At 63.1% G+C, this 18,863-nt stretch carries 17 protein-coding genes and 2 pseudogenes; 11 read left to right on the top strand and 8 right to left on the bottom strand.

Features of this window, described 5'->3' with window-relative positions; translation table 11 throughout:
• Positions 1 to 543, top strand: a complete 543-nt coding sequence (locus ACZ60G_RS35855) for an SDR family oxidoreductase (RefSeq protein WP_465815931.1) — start codon at positions 1 to 3, stop codon at positions 541 to 543.
• Positions 544 to 553: 10 nt separating this feature from the next.
• Positions 554 to 1,306, top strand: a complete 753-nt coding sequence (locus ACZ60G_RS35860; protein ID WP_465815933.1) for an SDR family NAD(P)-dependent oxidoreductase — start codon at positions 554 to 556, stop codon at positions 1,304 to 1,306.
• A gap of 695 nt (positions 1,307 to 2,001) precedes the next feature.
• On the opposite strand, the gene ACZ60G_RS35865 is transcribed toward ACZ60G_RS35860, so the two are convergent.
• Complete coding sequence (locus ACZ60G_RS35865; RefSeq protein WP_465815935.1) at positions 2,002 to 2,244, bottom strand: transposase; 243 nt, start codon at positions 2,242 to 2,244, stop codon at positions 2,002 to 2,004.
• Between the two features lie 98 nt (positions 2,245 to 2,342).
• Here ACZ60G_RS35865 and ACZ60G_RS35870 point away from each other — a divergent pair, with 98 nt between their 5' ends.
• Complete coding sequence (locus tag ACZ60G_RS35870) at positions 2,343 to 3,212, top strand: transposase (protein ID WP_465815937.1); 870 nt, start codon at positions 2,343 to 2,345, stop codon at positions 3,210 to 3,212.
• 126 nt (positions 3,213 to 3,338) lie between these two features.
• Here the strand turns inward: ACZ60G_RS35870 and ACZ60G_RS35875 are convergent, their stop codons facing one another.
• From ACZ60G_RS35875 to ACZ60G_RS35885, 3 genes are all read right to left on the bottom strand, one after another.
• Complete coding sequence (locus tag ACZ60G_RS35875; RefSeq protein ID WP_465815939.1) at positions 3,339 to 3,671, bottom strand: transposase; 333 nt, start codon at positions 3,669 to 3,671, stop codon at positions 3,339 to 3,341.
• A gap of 135 nt (positions 3,672 to 3,806) precedes the next feature.
• Positions 3,807 to 4,565 (bottom strand): enoyl-CoA hydratase/isomerase family protein, encoded by a 759-nt coding sequence (locus tag ACZ60G_RS35880; protein WP_465815941.1) that lies wholly within the window; start codon positions 4,563 to 4,565, stop codon positions 3,807 to 3,809.
• A 1,384-nt stretch (positions 4,566 to 5,949) separates the two neighbouring features.
• Positions 5,950 to 6,588, bottom strand: coding sequence for a TetR family transcriptional regulator (locus tag ACZ60G_RS35885; protein WP_465815943.1), 639 nt, complete (start codon positions 6,586 to 6,588; stop codon positions 5,950 to 5,952).
• Between the two features lie 91 nt (positions 6,589 to 6,679).
• Between ACZ60G_RS35885 and ACZ60G_RS35890 the strand changes: the two genes are divergently transcribed.
• Together ACZ60G_RS35890 and ACZ60G_RS35895 are read left to right on the top strand one after the other, a co-directional pair.
• Positions 6,680 to 7,507 carry an SDR family oxidoreductase gene (locus ACZ60G_RS35890; protein WP_465815945.1) on the top strand — a complete coding sequence of 276 codons (828 nt, stop codon included), beginning with the start codon at positions 6,680 to 6,682 and terminating at the stop codon, positions 7,505 to 7,507.
• A 719-nt stretch (positions 7,508 to 8,226) separates the two neighbouring features.
• Positions 8,227 to 8,679, top strand: coding sequence for a nuclear transport factor 2 family protein (locus ACZ60G_RS35895; protein ID WP_465815946.1), 453 nt, complete (start codon positions 8,227 to 8,229; stop codon positions 8,677 to 8,679).
• A gap of 36 nt (positions 8,680 to 8,715) precedes the next feature.
• Here ACZ60G_RS35895 and ACZ60G_RS35900 read toward each other — a convergent pair whose 3' ends face one another.
• Complete coding sequence (locus ACZ60G_RS35900) at positions 8,716 to 9,543, bottom strand: transposase (protein WP_465815948.1); 828 nt, start codon at positions 9,541 to 9,543, stop codon at positions 8,716 to 8,718.
• Between the two features lie 10 nt (positions 9,544 to 9,553).
• Positions 9,554 to 10,000, bottom strand: a complete 447-nt coding sequence (locus ACZ60G_RS35905; RefSeq protein WP_465815950.1) for a transposase domain-containing protein — start codon at positions 9,998 to 10,000, stop codon at positions 9,554 to 9,556.
• 115 nt (positions 10,001 to 10,115) lie between these two features.
• Between ACZ60G_RS35905 and ACZ60G_RS35910 the strand changes: the two are divergent.
• Positions 10,116 to 10,202, top strand: a pseudogene (locus tag ACZ60G_RS35910) (SDR family oxidoreductase); the annotation flags it as partial.
• 255 nt (positions 10,203 to 10,457) lie between these two features.
• Here the strand turns inward: ACZ60G_RS35910 and ACZ60G_RS35915 are convergent.
• Positions 10,458 to 11,621, bottom strand: coding sequence for a PrpF domain-containing protein (locus tag ACZ60G_RS35915; RefSeq protein WP_465815952.1), 1,164 nt, complete (start codon positions 11,619 to 11,621; stop codon positions 10,458 to 10,460).
• 1,601 nt (positions 11,622 to 13,222) lie between these two features.
• Here ACZ60G_RS35915 and ACZ60G_RS35920 point away from each other — a divergent pair.
• The 5 genes from ACZ60G_RS35920 (at position 13,223) to ACZ60G_RS35940 (ending at position 18,042) form a co-directional block, all read left to right on the top strand.
• Positions 13,223 to 13,546, top strand: a complete 324-nt coding sequence (locus tag ACZ60G_RS35920) for a 2Fe-2S iron-sulfur cluster-binding protein (protein WP_465815953.1) — start codon at positions 13,223 to 13,225, stop codon at positions 13,544 to 13,546.
• Positions 13,547 to 13,561: 15 nt separating this feature from the next.
• Positions 13,562 to 14,833, top strand: a complete 1,272-nt coding sequence (locus ACZ60G_RS35925) for an NAD(P)/FAD-dependent oxidoreductase (protein ID WP_465815955.1) — start codon at positions 13,562 to 13,564, stop codon at positions 14,831 to 14,833.
• A 388-nt stretch (positions 14,834 to 15,221) separates the two neighbouring features.
• Positions 15,222 to 15,506 (top strand): hypothetical protein, encoded by a 285-nt coding sequence (locus tag ACZ60G_RS35930; RefSeq protein WP_465815957.1) that lies wholly within the window; start codon positions 15,222 to 15,224, stop codon positions 15,504 to 15,506.
• A 307-nt stretch (positions 15,507 to 15,813) separates the two neighbouring features.
• Positions 15,814 to 17,058: a cytochrome P450 gene (locus ACZ60G_RS35935; RefSeq protein ID WP_465815959.1), complete on the top strand. Its 1,245-nt coding sequence runs from the start codon at positions 15,814 to 15,816 to the stop codon at positions 17,056 to 17,058.
• A 525-nt stretch (positions 17,059 to 17,583) separates the two neighbouring features.
• Positions 17,584 to 18,042, top strand: a complete 459-nt coding sequence (locus ACZ60G_RS35940) for a hypothetical protein (RefSeq protein WP_465815961.1) — start codon at positions 17,584 to 17,586, stop codon at positions 18,040 to 18,042.
• Here ACZ60G_RS35940 and ACZ60G_RS35945 read toward each other — a convergent pair.
• Positions 18,017 to 18,840 (bottom strand): annotated as a pseudogene (locus tag ACZ60G_RS35945) (transposase). The gene ACZ60G_RS35940 and the pseudogene ACZ60G_RS35945 overlap by 26 nt on opposite strands.
• Positions 18,841 to 18,863 lie beyond the last annotated feature (23 nt).

Here is an 18,863-nt window from a genome sequence, read left to right on the forward strand (position 1 = left end):
ATGCCTGTCGTACTGATCGGATCAGAGCCGACACCGCTCACCGATGCCGTTCTCGCGCAACTTCAGGACTCCGGATGGCAGGTCGCCGCAGACGAGGACAGCCCGGTCGATGCGGTTGTGGTGGATGCGGGGCTCCTCGGTGGCGGCAAGGTGAACGGGGACGCCGTGGCAGAGCTGCTCGCCGGTGTGCGGCGATGGCAGTTCCGCGCCGGTGAGGCGGGTGGTGGCGCAATTGTCGTCGTGAGCAGCCGAGATCAACTCGGCAGTGCTGATCGGGTCGAGGCCGCGGCTGTCGCCGGTGCCCTGGCGTCCGCCGTGCGGAGCTTGGCGCTGAAACTGGCACCGCAGCAAATCCGGGTGAACCTGATCGCACCCGGTGACCCGGCCGCAGGGGATGTGCGGAGCCTCCTGCCGAAGCCTGTTGCGGTCGAGGATGTCGCCGCCACCGCCGCCTTTCTGGCGGATCCGCGCAGCAGCTACATCACCGGCCAGATCCTCTTCTGCTGCGGTGGCTCCAGTCTGCTGTCCAGCCTGAGCGTCTGAGGAGATCACTGTGAAGCTCGAAGGAAAGACCGCCATCGTGACCGGTGCGGCACAAGGGATCGGACTTGCGATCGCTGCGGAACTCGCTGCGCAAGGCGCGGCGGTCACGATCGCCGACAGGTCCGTTGAGAGTGCCGAGCACGCGGCGGCGGAGCTTACCGCTGCGGGCTTGACGGCTTCCGCCGTCGCCGCCGACATCACCTCCGCCGATGCCGCCGAGGCCATGGTGGCGGAAAGCGAAGCGCGCTACGGGCCGCTGGACATCCTCGTGAACAATGCGGGCATCAGCATCAACAGCTCGATCAGGAAGCTGACGGACGAAGTCTGGAATCGCACCCTCGCGGTCAACCTGACCGGGGTGATGAACTGCTCGCGCGCGGCCGCCCGGGTGATGGCCGACCGTCGATCTGGACGGATTGTCAACATCTCCTCCCGCGCGTGGCTCGGCTGGTTCGGGCAGTCGGCGTATTCGGCGTCGAAGGGCGGCGTGGTCTCGTTCACGCGGTCCCTGGCTATCGAGCTGTCCCGATTCGGGATCACCGTCAACGCGATCGCACCCGGATTGATTGACACACCTCTGATCCGTAACGAGTCGCCGGAAGTCATGAAGCGGCTTCTCGCCGCCCAGCCGACCGGTGTGATCGGCACTCCCGAGGATGTCGCCTGGGCCGTATCGTACTTCGTCGGGCCTGCCGGCGGATCGACCACCGGCCAGCTTCTGTACGTGTGCGGTGGAAAGAGCCTGTACAACCGGCCGTCTTGAGCCGAAGCTGTTGATCGCGGCCGGCCGCCGATTCGGCCCCGCCTATAGGGAGCCCCTGGATCGGGTCCGAGGCAGAAGCGCGCTCGGCGCAGGCATGCGCAGTGGCGTCGGCCCGGCGACCGCCCAGCGGCGGTGATCATCGTCCAGGCGGTCACGGGCTCGTCGGTGAGTCCGTTGCGGGAGACGGCGCTCGCCTTACGACATCGTCCACGACCAGCCGGGAGGGCAGGTGTGCTCGGGCCAGGACGTCGTCGAGCCCGTTCAGGTCCCAGGTGACCCCTGTACTAGCTTGGGTTTTAACTAGTACGGCGTGGTCGGGTCCCGGCTGGAGTTGGTCCTCTGGCATTGCCTGCGGTACCGAGATGCACGTTCGTGGCGAGGAGCGGGCCGCTGGTTTCGCTTTCCTGCTGGGCGGCCCAGCCAGGGGGCGGGAGGGTTTCGGTGCAGCGGCCGGACAGGCGATGTTCGGACGGAAGTGCCGAAACCCCCGCCGGACGCGTGCGCGTGTGAGTCGTTGTGCAGCAACAGGTTTCTCCCACGGCCGCCGCGAGTCCGCGGGCCAGGCTCAGTGGGGTGTAGGCGGCCAGAAGCAGCCAGGTCCACCTCCCGGGGCAGGCGGTCGACATCGAGCCGGATCACGGTGCCCTCGATCACTGGTAGTTCCCGGGCCGCAGCGATCCAGGACGAGCGGTGGGTCAGCCGGGGATGCAGCCGGTCCATGATCGTGCGTGCGCGGGCCCGTAGAGCCTGGTCTCGGTAAAGGTTTCGGTGGCGGGTTCGCCCCAGGTCGATTGGTCACCGAACGCGAACTCCCCACCATGGCGCGGCGGGCGGCTGGTGGTGCCGGGCAACCACGGGGGTGCGGGCCGGCGCAGGACACGGTCCGAGCGCATCCGGGCGAGCACCCGCACCGGCAGATCCGACAGCAGGAACGCCAACCGGGCCCGTCGTAGCCGGCATCGCCGACGATCCAGATGTCGGGATCGTCGGACCGCCACCGTCCGGCGGCGATCAGATTTCCGACCACCGTCCGCAGTTGGGCCGCGGTCACATCGGCGGCATCGTCACCGCGGCCGACCTGGAGCGCCCGGCTGGCCGGCCCGACATCGCCGAGGTCGCGGCCGGCCTCCATCACATCCCGGTCGAGCCGGCACAGCGGCAGGACCGCACCGCGGTCCGCACCCGTGCGCGCTACCCCCAGATCCACGCATTGCCGGCCGACCGCGAGACCATCCGCGGCATCGTTATCCGGCTCGGGCTGGCCCGCGGCACGGTCCGCCGGTTCGCCCGCGCGGAGTCACCGCAGGAGTTGCTGGTCAACAACCGCACCGGCTATCGAACCGGACTGCTCGAAGAATTCAAGCCCTACCTGCATCAACGCTGGAACGAGGGCTGCACCAACGCCGCGCGGCTGTTCGAAGAGATCCGATCACGAGGCTACCGAGGCCGAGCCAGCCAGATTCGCGCCTACCTGCAGCCGTTCCGGACCATCGCACACATCCCGGCGCCACCGCCGAAACCACCCACGGTCCGGAAGGTCAGCGCATGGATCATGACTCATCCAGCCAATATCGATCCCGATGACCAACGTCGCCTCGCCGCGATCCTGGAGGCCAGTCCCGAGCTGGAATCGCTCGCTGCCCATGTCCGCGCGTTCGCCACGATCATGACCCAGCGGCGCGGCCGGGAACTCGAAAACTGGATGACCAGTGTCGATGCCGATGACCGCCCGGCCTTGCACTCGTTCGTCCGCGGCTTACGCACCGATCAGGACGCGGTCACCGCAGGCCTCACCACCCGCTGGAGCAGCGGGACGGTCGAAGGGCACGTCAACCGAATCAAGATGCTCAAACGCCAAATGTTCGGCCGCGCCAAACCGACCTGCTCCGGAAGCGAATCCTGTTGAGCCACTGAACAACACGACGCCGAATTAACGCAATCGGCACGCGACCTGCACCGGTAAACCCTGGGACGCCATGGTGGCTGTGGCCGCGTATCGCCTTTTGGGTCGCCTCCCAGTTCTTTCAGCAGCTCACGAGCCGTTCAGGATCGCGAGCTCATGCTCGAGTTCCCGGATCCGCCGTTTGGCGGTGGACAGTTCGGCTTGCTCGGCGCGACATGCGCCGGGTAGCTGGCCGGTGTCGATCAGTTCTTGCTTGCGCCAGACATAGATCGTTTGGTCACTGATGCCGAGATCGGCGGCAACCTGCTCGACCGATCGACCTGCAACGACCAGATCCAGAACCTTGCGGCGGAACTCTTCGGGATAACGCCTGGGCACGAACGAGTTTCCTTCGACGGTGTCGTGACCAAGAAAGTCAACCAAACCGACTCCGAAAAACCCGAGGAACATCACGGTGCGCACGAAACCCGGGGAGCTTCAAAGTGAGCACTTCGACCTTGATGACGTCGGCGCCGAAGTAGGCGAACACCTGCGAGGACGCGGCTCCCCGCGGTGATGATGCCGAGATCGAGCACACGAAGCCCGGATAGTGGACCGTCATCGGCGATCCGCCAATCGGGGATTCGTCGCTGCTCGGGTCGCAGCGAGGAAGGAGGTCGACCAGGAACCGTGCAGCAAAGCGTCATCCCACTCCATATGCTGCTCAGCGCGGATCGACTTCTTCGCGACATCTAGCGTGAGCGCATCGTACTGCGCAACCTTGGCCGCCAGTTCTTCTGCCCGGGCGAGTACCTGCTCCGGCGCGACAACCTCGTTCACCAGTCCGATTTCGAGCGCCTTCGCCGCGTCGATGCGCTCGCCGGTGAAAATCATCATGGATACGTGCTTGGGCGCGATGCGCTGGACTGTGCTCGGACCCGCCAGCGATGCGTAGACCCCGAGAGCTATCTCCGGAATACCGAAAGTTGCTGTAGCGGAAGCGATCGCGAGGTCTGCGTTGTTCACCAAGGTCAGGCCACCGCCCAGGGCGTAGCCGTTGACGGCCGCAATAATCACTGCGGGATGCTCGGTGATCGCCTGCTGGGTCCCCATCCACGAGGTGGGCGCCTTCGCTGTCGCGGGGATCTCCGGCGAAGTGTCCCGCAGGTCTGCACCGGCGCAGAAGCTGATCTCACCTGCTCCGGTGATCACGATCGCCTTGGCGCCCTTTGCCCGTGCTTCCTCAAGTCTTTCCTGGATCTGTATCTGTGCGATCCGGTCGACGGCGTTGCGTTTTTCGGGGCGATTGATGGTCAGGACGGCATATCCGCTGTCCTTGACGTCTAGGAGAATGCGAGGTTCCTCGGGAATGGTCATGAGTTCGTCATCCTCATTCAGCTACGTTGGTCGGGCGCCGTTGAAGCACACCGGCAGGGCGGGTTGACGTGCGTCGTCGCCGGGCAAGGGCACGATGAACTCACGTCTGAGGACCGGAACTGGCTTGGGTCGCTCAGTCGGGAACAGTCGATGAAGAGTCTGCTGGTGAAGGTCCGGCGTGCCGTCCGAATGGCGGATGCCTCGACGATCTCGGGCGGTGACGGCTCATCGTTCGTACGGGCACGAATCTGTCGTTCACTACAGCGCCCTTGATGGCCACCGCGACCCGTGTCGGTGGACCTACGTAGGCGAATTTGCTCGTGAGTCCTTCGCCACCGCCGACCTCGTCGATCTGGCGCGCCTCCGATGTCCCGAAAGCTGCCGTCACACACTCCTCCAGTGGGGCGCGATCCTCGGTCGGGAAGTCGTTGTTCGATGACGAGGGCCTTGCTGGTGCTACCGCGATAGATCGTGCCTCGAGTGCGTAACTTCATCGCCGTCACCGCAGCTTGGACGGCTGGTGCGTAACTGACGTGATCATCCGACTCCTTCGTCTTCGACTGGGCTAGCCGAGTTTGCACTAACTAGTTGATCGAGACTGTCGCCAACCATGCGTGGAATGATGCCGATCGTGTGCACGTCGGCGCGGTATCCGCCGAACGGGTGGCGATGCCTGTCGAGCACTGGGTAATAGTCAGATCACTTTGTATATCAACCATATGGTTAATATTATCGGCCAAAGTGCTGACAAACGCAGCGCAGTTGAATATCCTGCCAGTCGGTAACAACCTATTGGGATGTAGTGAGTTCACTCACCGGTTCAAGCAGGTACCCGACCTTGCCACCCCGTATACGGGCGGCGAACCCTGCTGCTGCAGAAAGTACTGTCCCGCAACGTGCCGGAGCGACCTGGTCGCGGGTTCCGCGCCACGGGATACGCCAGTAACGCGGTGCGGTGCAGCTTGTCGTACCCACACGGGTAGTCATAACCCCTTTCGGTGATCAGGGTTCGGATCCTGCGCCGCGGCCGACCGCCCAGCCGGCGCACGACGTCGAATAGCGGCGGCAACGTCATATGATCGACACACGACAGCGCGCCGATCATTGGTTACCGCACGTCAGAACCTGGGCTGGGCGCCAGGGCTCGGGCCGGTATCTGCGCCCATTTTCGCGCGGACGTGCGAGGAGTCGGCGATGACCAGTCGAAGTCGATCAGCCCGGCGGCGTTGCGCCGGTCGAGCATGACTGATGTAGCCGGTCGAAGACTCCGGCGTTGTGCCGGTCGGATCGGATCCACCAGCCGTCCGACACCAGTGGCCACCCGTTGCCGTTGAAGCACACGGTTGACGCGCTGCACCGCGCGTCAGCGCGAAATGACTGCGAGTCACTCGCCTTCCGACTCGGTCACCGTCCGGACCGGGTCTCCTGCGTGCGACACCGCGAACATAGCGGCGTCGAGTGCGGTGTCGAACGGGACGCCATGAGCCTGGGCATGGGCGTGCGCGGCTGCCAGCGCCGCGAAGGCGGCCGCAACCAGGGCGGTCGCACTCAAACCGGTGATCGCGCCGTTGCTGCGTTTCTCGATCTGCTCGACGACCAGGTTCTGTCCGCGTTGCAACCGTTCGAGTTGCCCGGCACGCAGTGTTTCGGAAGCACTGATGACACGATCCATCTCCGCGGCGCGTTTCGCGAGCTCGGGGTCGGAGATGTACTCGACAACGCCGTCGAACATCCGTCGCAGAGAGACCCATACGGGCTCGTCGGGAGGGCGGGCGGCGATCGCTGCCGCGAACTGCTCGCCCTGCCGATCGTATTTGCCGAGCACGAGAGCGTCTTTACTCGCGAAATAGCGGAAGAAGGTGCGCTTCGACATGCCTGCCGCTGCGGCGATCTGGTCGATAGTCACCGCTTCGTAGCCGCATTCGGCGAACAGATCCTGCGCACGGTCGAGCAGTTCGGATGTCACCACGCGCCGCGTCCTCTGGCGGATCGACTCGACCTGCCGCGGGGTGTGTGCGCTCATAAGCCGAGTGTAATCGAGTAGCCCTAATGGCACTAAGTGACATCTTTGACGTACAGTGACGTTGCATCTATTCCATTCATAGGAGTTCCGCATGAGTAAGACCTGGTTCATCACTGGCGCGAGCCGCGGCTTCGGTAAAGAGTTCGCCCACAGCGCCCTCGGTCGCGGCGATCGCGTCGCGGCCACCACACGGAAGGAAACAGACATCGAGGATCTGGTCTCGCAGTACGGCCAAGCCGTACTACCGCTAACCCTCGATGTCACCGACCGCCAGGCTGTTGCCGCGGCGGTCACCGAAACGGTTGACACCTTCGGGGGCATCGACGTCGTCGTCAACAATGCCGGGTATGGGCTTTTCGGCGCCGTCGAAGAGATCACAGAGCAGCAGTTGCGAGATCAACTGGAGGTCAATCTCTTCGGCGTGCTGCATGTGACTCAGGCCGTGTTGCCGATCCTGCGTGAACAGAACTCCGGCCACATCATCCAGATCTCGACCATCGGCGGCATCGCGGCCTTCCCAACCCTCGGCGGGTATCACGCGTCGAAATGGGCACTGGAGGGGCTCTCGGAATCACTGGCGCAGGAGGTAGCTGGGTTCGGCATCAAGGTCACCCTGATCGAACCCGGCGGATACAGCACCGACTGGGGCGGCAGCAGCGCAGTTCACGCTCAGCCTCAGGCCCAGTACGACCAGGTGAGGCAGGCAATGTACGCGGCCTCAAGTTCTGCGATTCAAGGCAATCCGGTTGCCGTCGGTCCCGCCATCTTGAAGATCGTCGATGCGGACGAGCCGCCGCTGAGGGTGTTCTTCGGCGAACAGCCGACCCTACTCGCCCCCCACGTCTACCAGCAGCGCCTGGCTGAGTGGGAGCAGTGGAAGCAACTGTCCATCGAGGCGCAGGGGACACCAGCCCGGTAATCTCGCATCGGGCGAGCGGTTCGCCCCCAGCCGTTGCCAGAAGAGGACGCGAGCACAGTGAGTGAGATCCACCGGATCCACATCGCCATGTCGGCGCTTCTCGCCGCACTACTCACTGCAACCGGTGCGGGAAGCTGGCCGGCGCCACCGCATCGCACGCGATCCGGGAGAGTCTCCACCACGGCCCGATGCTCTGGAAACTCGTCGACGTCTTCGGAGGGTGTGTCGCTGCGGCGCTAGCAGCAGACATCTGAGTCCGTCCGCTCGGCCTGGTTGGCGCACTCCGAGCGCTCGCGCTGATAGCTGGAGCTATCGCAATCCGCCTTCGAGCAGGCGGGGAGCATGTCAAGACCGGTGTCGCCGCCGACGCGGCGGTAGATTTTCTCACCGCCGCCGCTGCCGCCGTCGTCCTCTGGATTACGAGTTCGGGCCGACTCCCGATCGCTGCGAGCGGGCTGCCGCTCCGCGCTTCACCACCGCCGGTCGCCAAAATGGACCAGGTGGCCCTCGCGTGGGTCGTGTCCGGATCGAGGAGGCGACCCGGACACAGTCCGCCTACACGTCAGCCACGATGCGGCGCCGATCCGAAACACCATGTCGGACCCACCTCCTACCCACCGCGGCCGATCCGGGTGACCCTTGACAGTTGATCATCCAGTTGGTTGAGTACAAGCGCCGACCCTGACTCGCAGGGCGATCGTGTCGAAGAGGACCGGAAAATGGATCGATTCGTGGTGGAGCACCAGCCTGACGGAGACCAGACCGAAGTGACTCGAAAGGTGGTTACTACGTTCTTCCGGGCATTCATCGACGGCGACTACGATCTCTTCGCCCAAGTTGCGTCGCCCGACATGAGGCAGTGGGTGCTCGGAGACTTCTGGTGGAGCGGATTCCACGACATCGAGGAAGCGAAGGTTGTCCGCGATGCCTGGGTTGGCGGCCTGAAAGACGGGGGTGCCGATTTGAAGGTCGAACTCCTCTCGGTTCTGGCTGACGGCAATCGCGCGTCGGTCGAGAACAGGATCACCGCCACCTGGCATGACGGTCGACCGTACGAGAGTCTCTGCCAAATCAGCTTGGATGTTGCCGACGGCAAGGTCGTGGGCTACCGCGAGTACTTCGATACCGCTTACGAAGCCAAGTTCCGCCAGGCCGAGCGACCGGCAGGTTAGCCCCAAGGCCACTTAGTTTGGTGTGCTGCCGGGTTGTCAATCCGGCAGCATGCGCACGCTGATCCGGGTGTTGTAGATCGTCCGGTCGACCACGCCTTTCGCGCGGTGTTTGGAGATGGCACGTTTGACCACGCGGGGACTGCTTCGGTGCCGGCGAGCGGGTAGCGGGTTGTCGCGCACGGCACGCCCGATCACGCCGACGAGGTCGACAGTCGCGTCGGCGACGATCCCGGCGGCATGGACGAGTTGATCACGGGCAGTGTGCAGGGCGACGGTGAAACTGCCCCGGTCCGCGACCATGCCCGGAGTGACCAGCGCGGTGTCGGCGATCGCGGTGCGTAAGGCTTGATAGGTGATCAGCAGCGCGTAGACCTCCTGAGCGACACCGTCGGGAGTACGCGCCCGAAGCACCCGGCCGCCCAGGGTCGACGATTTCAGCTCGAAATAGCTGGTTTCGATCTCCCACCGCCGGTGATAGAGGTCCACCAATTCCGCTGCGGGATAACGTTTCTCATCGGTGAGTGTGGTGATCATCCGGTAACGGCCGGTGCGGCGGACACCGCCGTCGCCGTCACGAACCACTATCTCGGCATCGACCACCCGCATCAGCACTGGGCCCACACGCGCCAGCCACGACCCGTCGGACAACCGCCCGACCGGCGGGAGTCGGCGGTCGGCACGGCACCGGATCAGCAGGTCCGCCCGGGTCCCGGAGATCTGCTCGATCAACGCGGCGGCAGGGAAGTTCCGGTCGGCCAGCAACAGCATCCCCGGTTTCAGGCAGTCCAGCAACCGAGGCGCCCAGCTCGTTCCCCGACCCGATACGAGCCGAACACGGCGTCGATGACCGTGCGCGTGCCACACGCCACGACAGTCAACAGCCGCACCATCGGATACCCGGCCGCCGCGTCGGGCCGGGCCGGTTGCCGGCCGAACACGCGCGAATTGCTCGCGGTGTCCGCACGAACAACGTGGTGCCGTCGATCGCGCACACCAGCAAGCCGCGCCACCGAATCCCGCCCGCACCAGGCCCGGCCACCAGCTCGAACAACAAGCGCAGCGCGCCGCTGCCGACCCGCCGCAACGCTTGCGACACCGCCGAGGTGCTCGGCGCGGCCACCACCGGACCGGCCAGGCCGCTGCCCAGCCGCGCCCACACCTGCCGGTAACCGATCTGTTCGAACAACGCACCCGCCAGCAGCAGATACACCGCCACCCGTGACGGCAGCAGCCGCACCCGCTCCTGGACCGCGCCCGCGGCATCGACCAAGTCGAACGACACGATCTGGGTCAACTCACCGAGATGCCCCTGAACAAACACCCCCTCACCGACCCGTGAACCGGGATCGATGCCCTCACCCACCACCCATTGACAACACGCCACACACCCAAACTAAGCGGCCTTGAGGTTAGCCCTCCCCCGTCGCAACGAGCTCAACGCGGTGCTTTTCCTGGTCTCCGACGAGGCGCGCTACATAACCGGAGTCGCGTTGCCAGTGGATGGTGGTTTCGCGATCAAGTGATTGCAGGGTACGCACCGTAGTACGACAGCTGAGAACGCGCGGCGGCGACGGGAGAGCGCGTGCCACAGACTCCGCAGATTTTCCGCATCCGTGCCCGGCTTTCCCTTCTCCGCAGCGGAAGGCTTCCCGCTGCTCACCTCCACCTGCGTCGACCAGTCCATTGCCGGCGAACCGGTCGTGCGGGCAGACCCTGCCGCCTGGGCGGTTCGCCGGTCATTTCGGCGGAACCCGGCTTCGATATGCCCCCGAGGGGTCCTACTGGGTCAGCGGCGGGGCAGAAGCACTGAATTCTTCTGGCTTCGAGAGGCGGGCCGGGTCGACGGAGATCGCGCCATCGAAAATTCGCCGCGCGGTCCGGATCACCTCGGCCTTGACGATCTCGGGGGCCGGGTCGGGTCCCGTGGAGACCGCCTGTATCGAGACGACACCACTCGGATGGCCGATTCGATACGGATCGGGAGCACCCTCGATGACATCCGAGACGACCGACCCAGGCAGGGAAGCTGCTACTCCTGTCGCCATCGTGCCTGTAATTGGGATCGAGCTGTGCACTTTTCCGATCGCCGTGCAACGGACGTGGAGATCGGCATCGGAAGCCGACCGACGACCAACCCCGCCGATCAAATCCCAGTCGGCGCTCTTGCCGATGAGTAGGACAGCCGGAGTGATCGGCGAGTCGATACCGAACTCTTTCCCGATCTCTGCGCGGAAGGCATCGACCACCCCGAGCCGATCGGCCTGACTCTCCAGAACGTGTGGGTCGGCCGAAGCCGACAGCCCGAACTGCTCCGCATGCACGAACACGAAGAGTCCCGTCATGTCGATGACGGAGTACTCCACAGGTCCCAATCCGGGCACGTACCGGCTATCCCGTCTGCGGCCGGTAGGTAGCAACTTGCCAGTGATGGCGCCGCCGGCCCCTTTGAAGTCGAGGGCAACAGGCGAGCCGGAAGATGGCACCCCATCGACAACAGCATCACCGCTAGTCCTGGGGAGGCCGCCATCCGTCTCCACGCGCGCCGTATAGATCTTGCCTGTGTTGGTGTTGTGCACTCTGACCATCGTGGACGCACCGGTAGCCGCGACGTAGCCCTCTTCGATCGCGAAGGGCCCTATAGCCGAACTGATGTTCCCACAGAGGATCGTCCAGTCGACGTAGGCGGCGTCTACGCCGACTTGAGCGAATGTGTAGTCGACGTCCGCTCCTGGAACACTCGGCGGGCCGACGAACGCGAATTTGCTGGTCAGCATATTGGCTCCGCCTATCCCATCGATTTGGCGAGGATCGGGAGAGCCGAAGGCCGCGAGCAGCCACTCCTGGAGCAGCGTTCGATCCTGCGTCGGCAGGTCTCGTGTGTGGACGATCATCGCCTTGCTCGTCCCACCTCGATACAGTGTGGCTTTGGTTCGCAATTGCATCGGCACCCCTGACGCCTATGAAGTAGTGAAGTGAATTATACATCAACCAGTTGGTGACTAGTACGCGGGGTGCGATTTGCAGGACCCGCCGGCTTCACGCTGTGGATGGTTCGTCGAACTGCGAACCCGCGCAAATTTTGCGTTTGCCGCTGCGTCCACAACGCACCGGACGGGCTGTCGACCGAGGGTGGAGTCCGGCTTCTCTGAGCGGATTATAGGCGGGTAGATAATTCAGGAGCAGTATTCCGCTGGACCCAGCTGGCGCATGAGTGGTAACACGAAAGACTCCATATCCTGAGCGTGCTCGTCGCTGGATGGATCGAGGCCGGTCACCATCGCGACGACCTGAGGTAAGAACGTTTGCTCATAGTCGCCAGCGTAAACGCGATAGTGAGCATCTCGGATCAATTCGTGCAGCCAAATCACCGGCGGTTTGCAGATTGACTCGACTGCATCGTGCGATCTCGTCCATTCTGACCGCCGCTTCGCCCTAGTCGGCGAGGTCCTCGGCCGCCACCCGGGGAATCCTTTCATTGCGGGGGCTTGGTCTTCGTCCGGCCTAGAACTGGGAGCAATCCACGGTGCTAGAAATTGGAGCCGTGTCCCGTCGGCACGCACTTGGTCCCATTCTGCGACGCCGGGCAACCTGGCGATCCGTTCGATCGAACTACCTGAGCGAGGCAGGCGTGGGTCGCGACTCCTGGTAACGTTGGCGCGGGCACACGTTCTTCGCGGTGCCGGCCGGGCGGCCAGCATAGTTTGGTTCCGCCCCGTGGAACTCAAGAGCAGTAGGCGGCCTTCGTCGCCAGTTCCTCCGCTCTGGGCGAGCACTTGCTCCGGTGCGGCGACTTCTTTCACACCGATCTCCAGCGCCCCAACGGTGTCGATACGTTCCCGGTGAACACCACCGTGGCCGCACACTCAGGTGCGATGGCCGCATTCTGCCCGGCCCCGCTGAGGTAGCGCATGCGCCGACGGTGACTTCCGGAGTGTCGATAGGCGGCTAAGCCCGAGGGACCGATGTGAGGTCAACTGTTCGGTTGAATCAAAAGGGTAACTACCGTCTGAACAGGACCTATTGGAGGCATTGTTGCCTTATCTGACCAGTTGGCATACAGTCCCAGTGCGGCGAAGCGCTGCGTTCGTTCGGCCATCGGCTCAAGGAGGATTCGATGCTGCATTCCGCATTCGAACTTGAGATGCCTGAACCCGCCGATCTGCGCAGGGCGACCCGACACGGTCGCGGTCTGGACCGAGGCTGCCCGTTGAGCAGTCGGCCGGTGACCCGACCTCCGCGGCGACGTTCAGCGCAGGCTTCGCGGACCCGCCGACCTCGCTACTCGACTCTCGGATTAACCGTAAGTCGCGGTCGATGGTCGAGATCGGCGCGAACGTCATCCATCCGGTCGGCTGTCCGCGAAGCTGTCGGTGACCTCGATCGGCAGTCGTCCGGCGTGGTGACCAGCGCGCCTCACTGGGGCCTCCCCGGTCGGAGCCGAAGCGTCACTGCGATGGACCGAACACGTTTCACTGTCCTATCGACCCCTTGTACGAAACCGGCGTCGGCTCGTCGCAGCCAGGGCCTAGAAAGGAATAACTCAATGGTCGACATTACCTTTGTTCAGCCCGATGGCACGCGGCAGACAGTGCATGGCGAAGAGGGTTGCAACATCATGAAATTGGCGACCGCCAATCTGGTGTCGGGAATCATCGGTGAGTGCGGCGGAGACCTGACCTGCGCGACCTGCCATGTTTTCGTCGACAGCGAATGGACGGAACGGCTCTCGGTGCGGACGGCCGACGAGGAGGACATGCTCGAGGCCACCTCGGAGGAGCCGACGGAAGCAAGCCGTCTCGCTTGTCAGATCAAATGCACGCAGGAACTTCATGGCCTCGTTCTCCATGTTCCCGAGACGCAGCGTTAGGACACGAGGAAACGTATGACCACGGATTCTCAGTTGTCGAGCGCGCCCGGTGTCGTCATCGTCGGCGGCGGACATGCTGGTGGCGAACTTGCGGCCGCCCTTCGCCAGGGTGGTTACGACCGAGCGATCACCATGATCGGAAGGGAAGACCATCTTCCGTATACCCGGCCCCCACTGTCCAAGGCGTACCTGCGCGGTGAGTCTCGGATAGAAGATCTGTACCTGCGGCCGAGAAGTTTCTACGCGGACCACCGAATCGAGGTGCTGACCGGCCGCGCGGCGACCGCAATCAATCGCCCGGCCAAGACGGTCGTCGTCGACGACGGGCGCGTGGTGCGGTACGACAAGCTCGTGCTTGCGACCGGAGGAAGTCCGCGCAGGATCGTCGACGCCGCTCTCAGCGGCGCGCCGAATGTCCACTACGTTCGCACAATCACCGACATCGATCGGCTGCGTGAAACGCTCGTTCCGAATAGGCGCTTTGTAGTTATCGGTGGAGGGTATGTCGGTCTGGAAGTCGCGGCCGTCCTGCGCCAGATCGGTATGCGCGTGACGGTAATCGAAACGGCGCCGAGGCTGCTCGCGCGGGTGACCGTCCCAGAGGTGTCCGAGTTCTTTCGGCGGGTGCATGTGGAGGAGGGCGTCGACGTCCGACTGTCCGTTCGGCCCGAGAGTTTCCAGCACGACGAATCGGGTCGTATCACGCGAGTGACACTCGATGACGGAACCGAAGCAGAGGTTGACGAGCTGCTGATCGGTATCGGCATTACGCCACACGACGAACTCGCACGCGACGCCGGCCTCGCCGTCGACAACGGCGTGCTCGTCGACGCACACTGTTCTACCGAAGATCCGGACGTCTACGCGATCGGCGACGTTGCTCGCCATCCGTGTTCCGAGCATGGTGGCCTCCGTCGGTTGGAGTCGATGCCCAACGCGGTGGCGCATGCGCGCCTGGTCGCTGACCACATCACGGGTGTTGAGGATGCCCACTCCGACGTGCCGTGGTTCTGGAGCGACCAGTACAACGTGAAACTCCAGGCCGTGGGGCTGTTTACCGGATGCGATGACGTCGTGGTCCGAGGAGACAGCACCGTCGGTAGGAAGTTCGCTGCCTTCTACCTCAAGGACGGTGCTATTCGCGCTGCAGATGTCATATGCAGCCCCGCTGAGTTCGCGGCGGCCAAGAAACTGGTCGCCGCTCGCGTGACCGTTTCTAAGGATCTGCTCCGAAATCTCGGATTGCCCCTGAAGTCCTTGGTTGCCGGAACAGTCCCGCAGCGGTGACTACTTCGGCGCCGGTCTGCTGTCGGGCATCGAGCGAAACCACTGGCGTGCTGGCGCTTTCGGCGGCAGATGGCTGACCGGATAACGAATGCAGACACCCGATCCAAGACAGTAGGCGCAAATGACCATCACTCCTTCGAAGCTTGTGGATACCGACCGTGGCCGTTTCCCAGAGTTTTCGAGTGAAAAACGGTACGAGATGCTCATCGGAGACGACTGGGTGTCGTCGGCGACCGGGGAGACGTTCCGCTGCTTCGATCCTTTCGACGACGTTGAATGGGGCTATTTTCCTGTGGCCGGGGAACGTGAGGTGGCTGAGGCGGAGTACGGACTTTCGCACAGGAGTGCGACTTGCGGACCGCTTCTCTGTCGAATCCGGTAACATCCCTTGTCAGCGACGTTCCTGACGGGTACTTGTGAAATCGCTCTGATTGTTCACGATCCAGATGCGCCACTACCTAATGGATTCACGCATTGGTTGAGGTACGGACTAGCCCCGATTTCGTGGAACATCTCGCAACCCGAGACCTTGTCGCGCCGGAATCAGCGACTTCGGTATGCCAGGTTAGGTTGGCCCGCTGCCTCCGCCTGGAGCCGGCGATCACCACTAACATCCGAGTGTATGCACTCAAAGGTAAGGGAGAGAGAGAACCGTCTCGCGGTGAGTTTTTAGCCCGATGTGGCAACCGGGTCATCGGCCAGGCGCGAATTGTCGGCGTCTACTCGCGATAGCGCATCGGATACACCGCTCTCGAAAGATCTTTTGACCGGCATTTCTTCATCGCGCTGCCGAATACTCGGAGCTAGAGACCCTGTGTCTCGATAATATTCTCCGACCACCAGACTAACAAGCGTAGTAGTTTGCAATCAAACCCATGCTTCATGGGTCTCGTATCGAACAACTTATTGACTCAACTGAACGGTTGGCATAGAGTGTGACCATGGCCACTCGGCCACAGGTCGGATTTAAGGAGTAATCAGTGACCGCCACTGTCGACACCGTCAATATTCCCAATCTTACGGACCCCGAGACGTTCGTTCCTGGTGTACCTTTCGATGCGTTCGCATCGATCAGGGAGATGTCCGGTTTGTACTGGCAGCCCGCTGCCATCGGCACGGTTCACGGAGGGTTTTGGGTAGTCACCCGCTTCGCTGACATTCTCGAAGCGGAAGCAAACCCAGCGGTCTTCTCGTCGCAACGAGGGCCGTCGTGGCCGATGTCCAACAATCCGGTGTCGACCGACCTGTCCGTAAACCCGCTCTATAATCACCTAGTGGCTATGGATCCGCCTCGTCATAGTAGGGTCCGCCGCGTAGCTGCGGCCGCCTTCGGGCCTCGGGTTGTGAAGAACTTCGAGCCGTGGGTGCGGGAGATCGTGACGGAGGTGCTCGATCATGTTGACGGGCTGGGTCATTTCGACTACGTGACCGAAATAGCGCAGACCATTCCCTCGGCCGTTATCGCGCAAATTCAGGGAGTGCCGCGCAACGAACGACAATTTGTCGTCGATAAAACCGTCGCGACCTTTGCAGCGCATGCGTCCGGCGACTACGAAGAGGTAATGAGAAACGTCCGCGAGGTGGAAGACTATTACCGTACACAGCTGGTGCCGCAGAAGCTTCACGATCCGCAGGACGATATGACTACGGTCATTTTGCACGCGTACGAGCGCGGCGATGTGTCCGAAGGTGAGATGTACGACTTCCTCAATCTTCTTCAGACTGCCGGATACGAGACGACGCACACTGCGATCGGTCAGTCGATGCGAATGATTCTCGACGACGCGGAAGTGGCGGAGAGAACCCTCCGAGGCATTGAGGAGCTTGGGGCAGATAAGGTGGTGGACGAGTTCCTCCGGCTTATCAGCCCACCTATGTATATGACTCGTTCCGCAACGCAGGACACCGAGTTGGGTGGACAAATGATTCGTAAGGACGACGTACTAAATCTCTATTTCATCGCAGCTAACCGTGACCCGGCTGTGTTCGACGAACCAGACAGATTCGATCCGTGGCGAAAGGAGACCGCGACGCTGGCTTTCGGCAGCGGGCCTCATCGCTGTATCGGAAGTGCTCTCGCGAAACTTGAAATGCGAATTCTGTTCGAGGAAATGATCAAGCGTGGTTTCAAGCTTGAACCGAATGGTAAGCCAAAGCGTGGATGGTCTGTGTTCATCAATCAGCTAAACTCGCTGCCGGTCGCACGTGTTCGAGACGCTCGATGAGTGATCTGTAGGGCGATGTCGCAATATTGACCGGTGTCGGTCGAGGTCTCGCGCTGGAGTTGGGACCGTGTGGCGGATCTGTGGTCGTGAACTGACTTAGACGACGAAGCGGAAAATGGAAGGGCAGCCGCCATTGATAATTCCGATGGCAGAAGGGGTTGCTGCACGGATGGGTGACATCGATCTGGCTTGCCGTGAGGTGGGCCTGGAAGGATGTTCATCGTGCCCAAGCCCTACCCCAGGAGTTTCGTGAGGATGTGGCCCGGGTCGCTCGTCAGCGTGAGGACGGGGTGACCTTGGATCAGATCGCCGCGGATTTCGGGATTCATCCGATGACATTGTCGAACCGGATGCGCCAAGCTGACATCGGTGCGGGTGGCAAACCCGGAACCAGCAGTGGCGAGTCGGCCGAACTGCGGGAATTGCGGCGCCGCAACCGCCTGCTCATGCAGGAGAACGAGGTCCTGCGCCGGGCGGCGGCGTATCTGTCGCAAGCCCAGTTGCCGGAAAAAGATCTACCCGCTCGTGAAAGAGCTCGCCGCCGACGGGATTCCTGTCGTGGTGACGTGCTGGGTATTGAAGCGCGCCCGCCAACCGTACTACCGGTGGCTGGTCCGACCGGTCACCCCGACCGAGATCGTGCAGGCCTACCGAGCCGACGCCCTGTTCGATGCCCACCGCGACGACCCGGAGTTCGGATACCGGTTCCTGGCCGATGAAGCCGCAGCGGCGGGTGAGCCGATGGCCACGCGGACCGCATGGCGGATTTGCTCGACGAACAGGTGGTGGAGTGTGTTCGGCAAGCCACGCCGTGGGAAGTGCAGCGGACCGGGCCCGCCGGTCCATGACGATCTCGTCCACCGCAAATTCACCGCGGATCGGCCGAACATGTTGTGGCTCAGCAATATTTCCGAGCATCGGACCGCTTGGATTCCAGCAGTCGTCGCAGCGGTTCGGATTACGAGGTACCCAGTGGAGCATTGAGCCGTTCGGTGGGTGTTTGCCAGGCGAGGCATTTGCGGGGTCGGTTGTTGAGTTCGTCGGCGACGGCTTGCAGTGCGGTCGGGTGTGGACTTTGAGGTCGCTGCCGCGTGGGCAGTATTGGCGTAGGAGCCCGTTCGTGTTGTCGTTGCTGCTGCGCTGCCATGGAGAGCCCGGTTCGCAGAAGTCGCGATGCCCGAACGGGTTGGTGCGCCGATGACCAGATCGCCTTCCCAATGTCCCAGCACTGCGCGGGATTCGACGTCGGGTGGACGTGTGGTGATCAGCGTCATCGGCTCGACGAAACGCGGCCGACGGATGGCGGGGGCGCGGTGAGGCTCTGCGGCGGACGCGTCCGCGACGTAACTGTCGAGCGAGTTCGCGTTTCAACTCGCCGTGGGCGTGGACGGTAGATGCCCTGGTAGATCGTCTCGGTGCATACGCGCATCCGCAGATCGGTCGGGAAGTCGATGACCAGGCGGTTGCTGATCTGCTACGGCGACTACTTCGACTGCAGTTTCTTTCGATCCATACAACCGTGCGTTCACCGACAGCTTCGTTTCCCGCGGCCGCAACCTGCGCGCGACCGAGGCTCGGTGCGCTGAGTGCGGCAGATCCCCGCGCCGAGGTCGTGTTGCGGCGTAACTCGCGACTGATGGTCGAAGGTGAGCGACCCAGTTCGGCGGCGATCGCGCGGATCGAGATCCCGGTGCGGTGCAGATCACGCAGTTGTTCGCGCTCCAACAGGCTCGGATACCGCGGATGAATGACCTTCTCGACTCGATCGAGGTCGACCCCCACCCAACGGTGGCGGTGCGCGGTGA

It is taken from the genome of Nocardia sp. NPDC102475, from assembly GCF_055584605.1.

Bases quoted from the DNA above. Each gene is read 5' to 3' on its own strand.
- ACZ60G_RS35880 (WP_465815941.1), bottom strand. From the start codon at position 4,565: ATGACCATTCCCGAGGAACCTCGCATTCTCCTAGACGTCAAGGACAGC.
- ACZ60G_RS35855 (WP_465815931.1), top strand. From the start codon at position 1: ATGCCTGTCGTACTGATCGGATCAGAGCCGACACCGCTCACCGATGCC.
- ACZ60G_RS35885 (WP_465815943.1), bottom strand. From the start codon at position 6,588: ATGAGCGCACACACCCCGCGGCAGGTCGAGTCGATCCGCCAGAGGACG.
- ACZ60G_RS35895 (WP_465815946.1), top strand. From the start codon at position 8,227: ATGGATCGATTCGTGGTGGAGCACCAGCCTGACGGAGACCAGACCGAA.
- ACZ60G_RS35925 (WP_465815955.1), top strand. From the start codon at position 13,562: ATGACCACGGATTCTCAGTTGTCGAGCGCGCCCGGTGTCGTCATCGTC.
- ACZ60G_RS35890 (WP_465815945.1), top strand. From the start codon at position 6,680: ATGAGTAAGACCTGGTTCATCACTGGCGCGAGCCGCGGCTTCGGTAAA.
- ACZ60G_RS35920 (WP_465815953.1), top strand. From the start codon at position 13,223: ATGGTCGACATTACCTTTGTTCAGCCCGATGGCACGCGGCAGACAGTG.
- ACZ60G_RS35915 (WP_465815952.1), bottom strand. From the start codon at position 11,621: ATGCAATTGCGAACCAAAGCCACACTGTATCGAGGTGGGACGAGCAAG.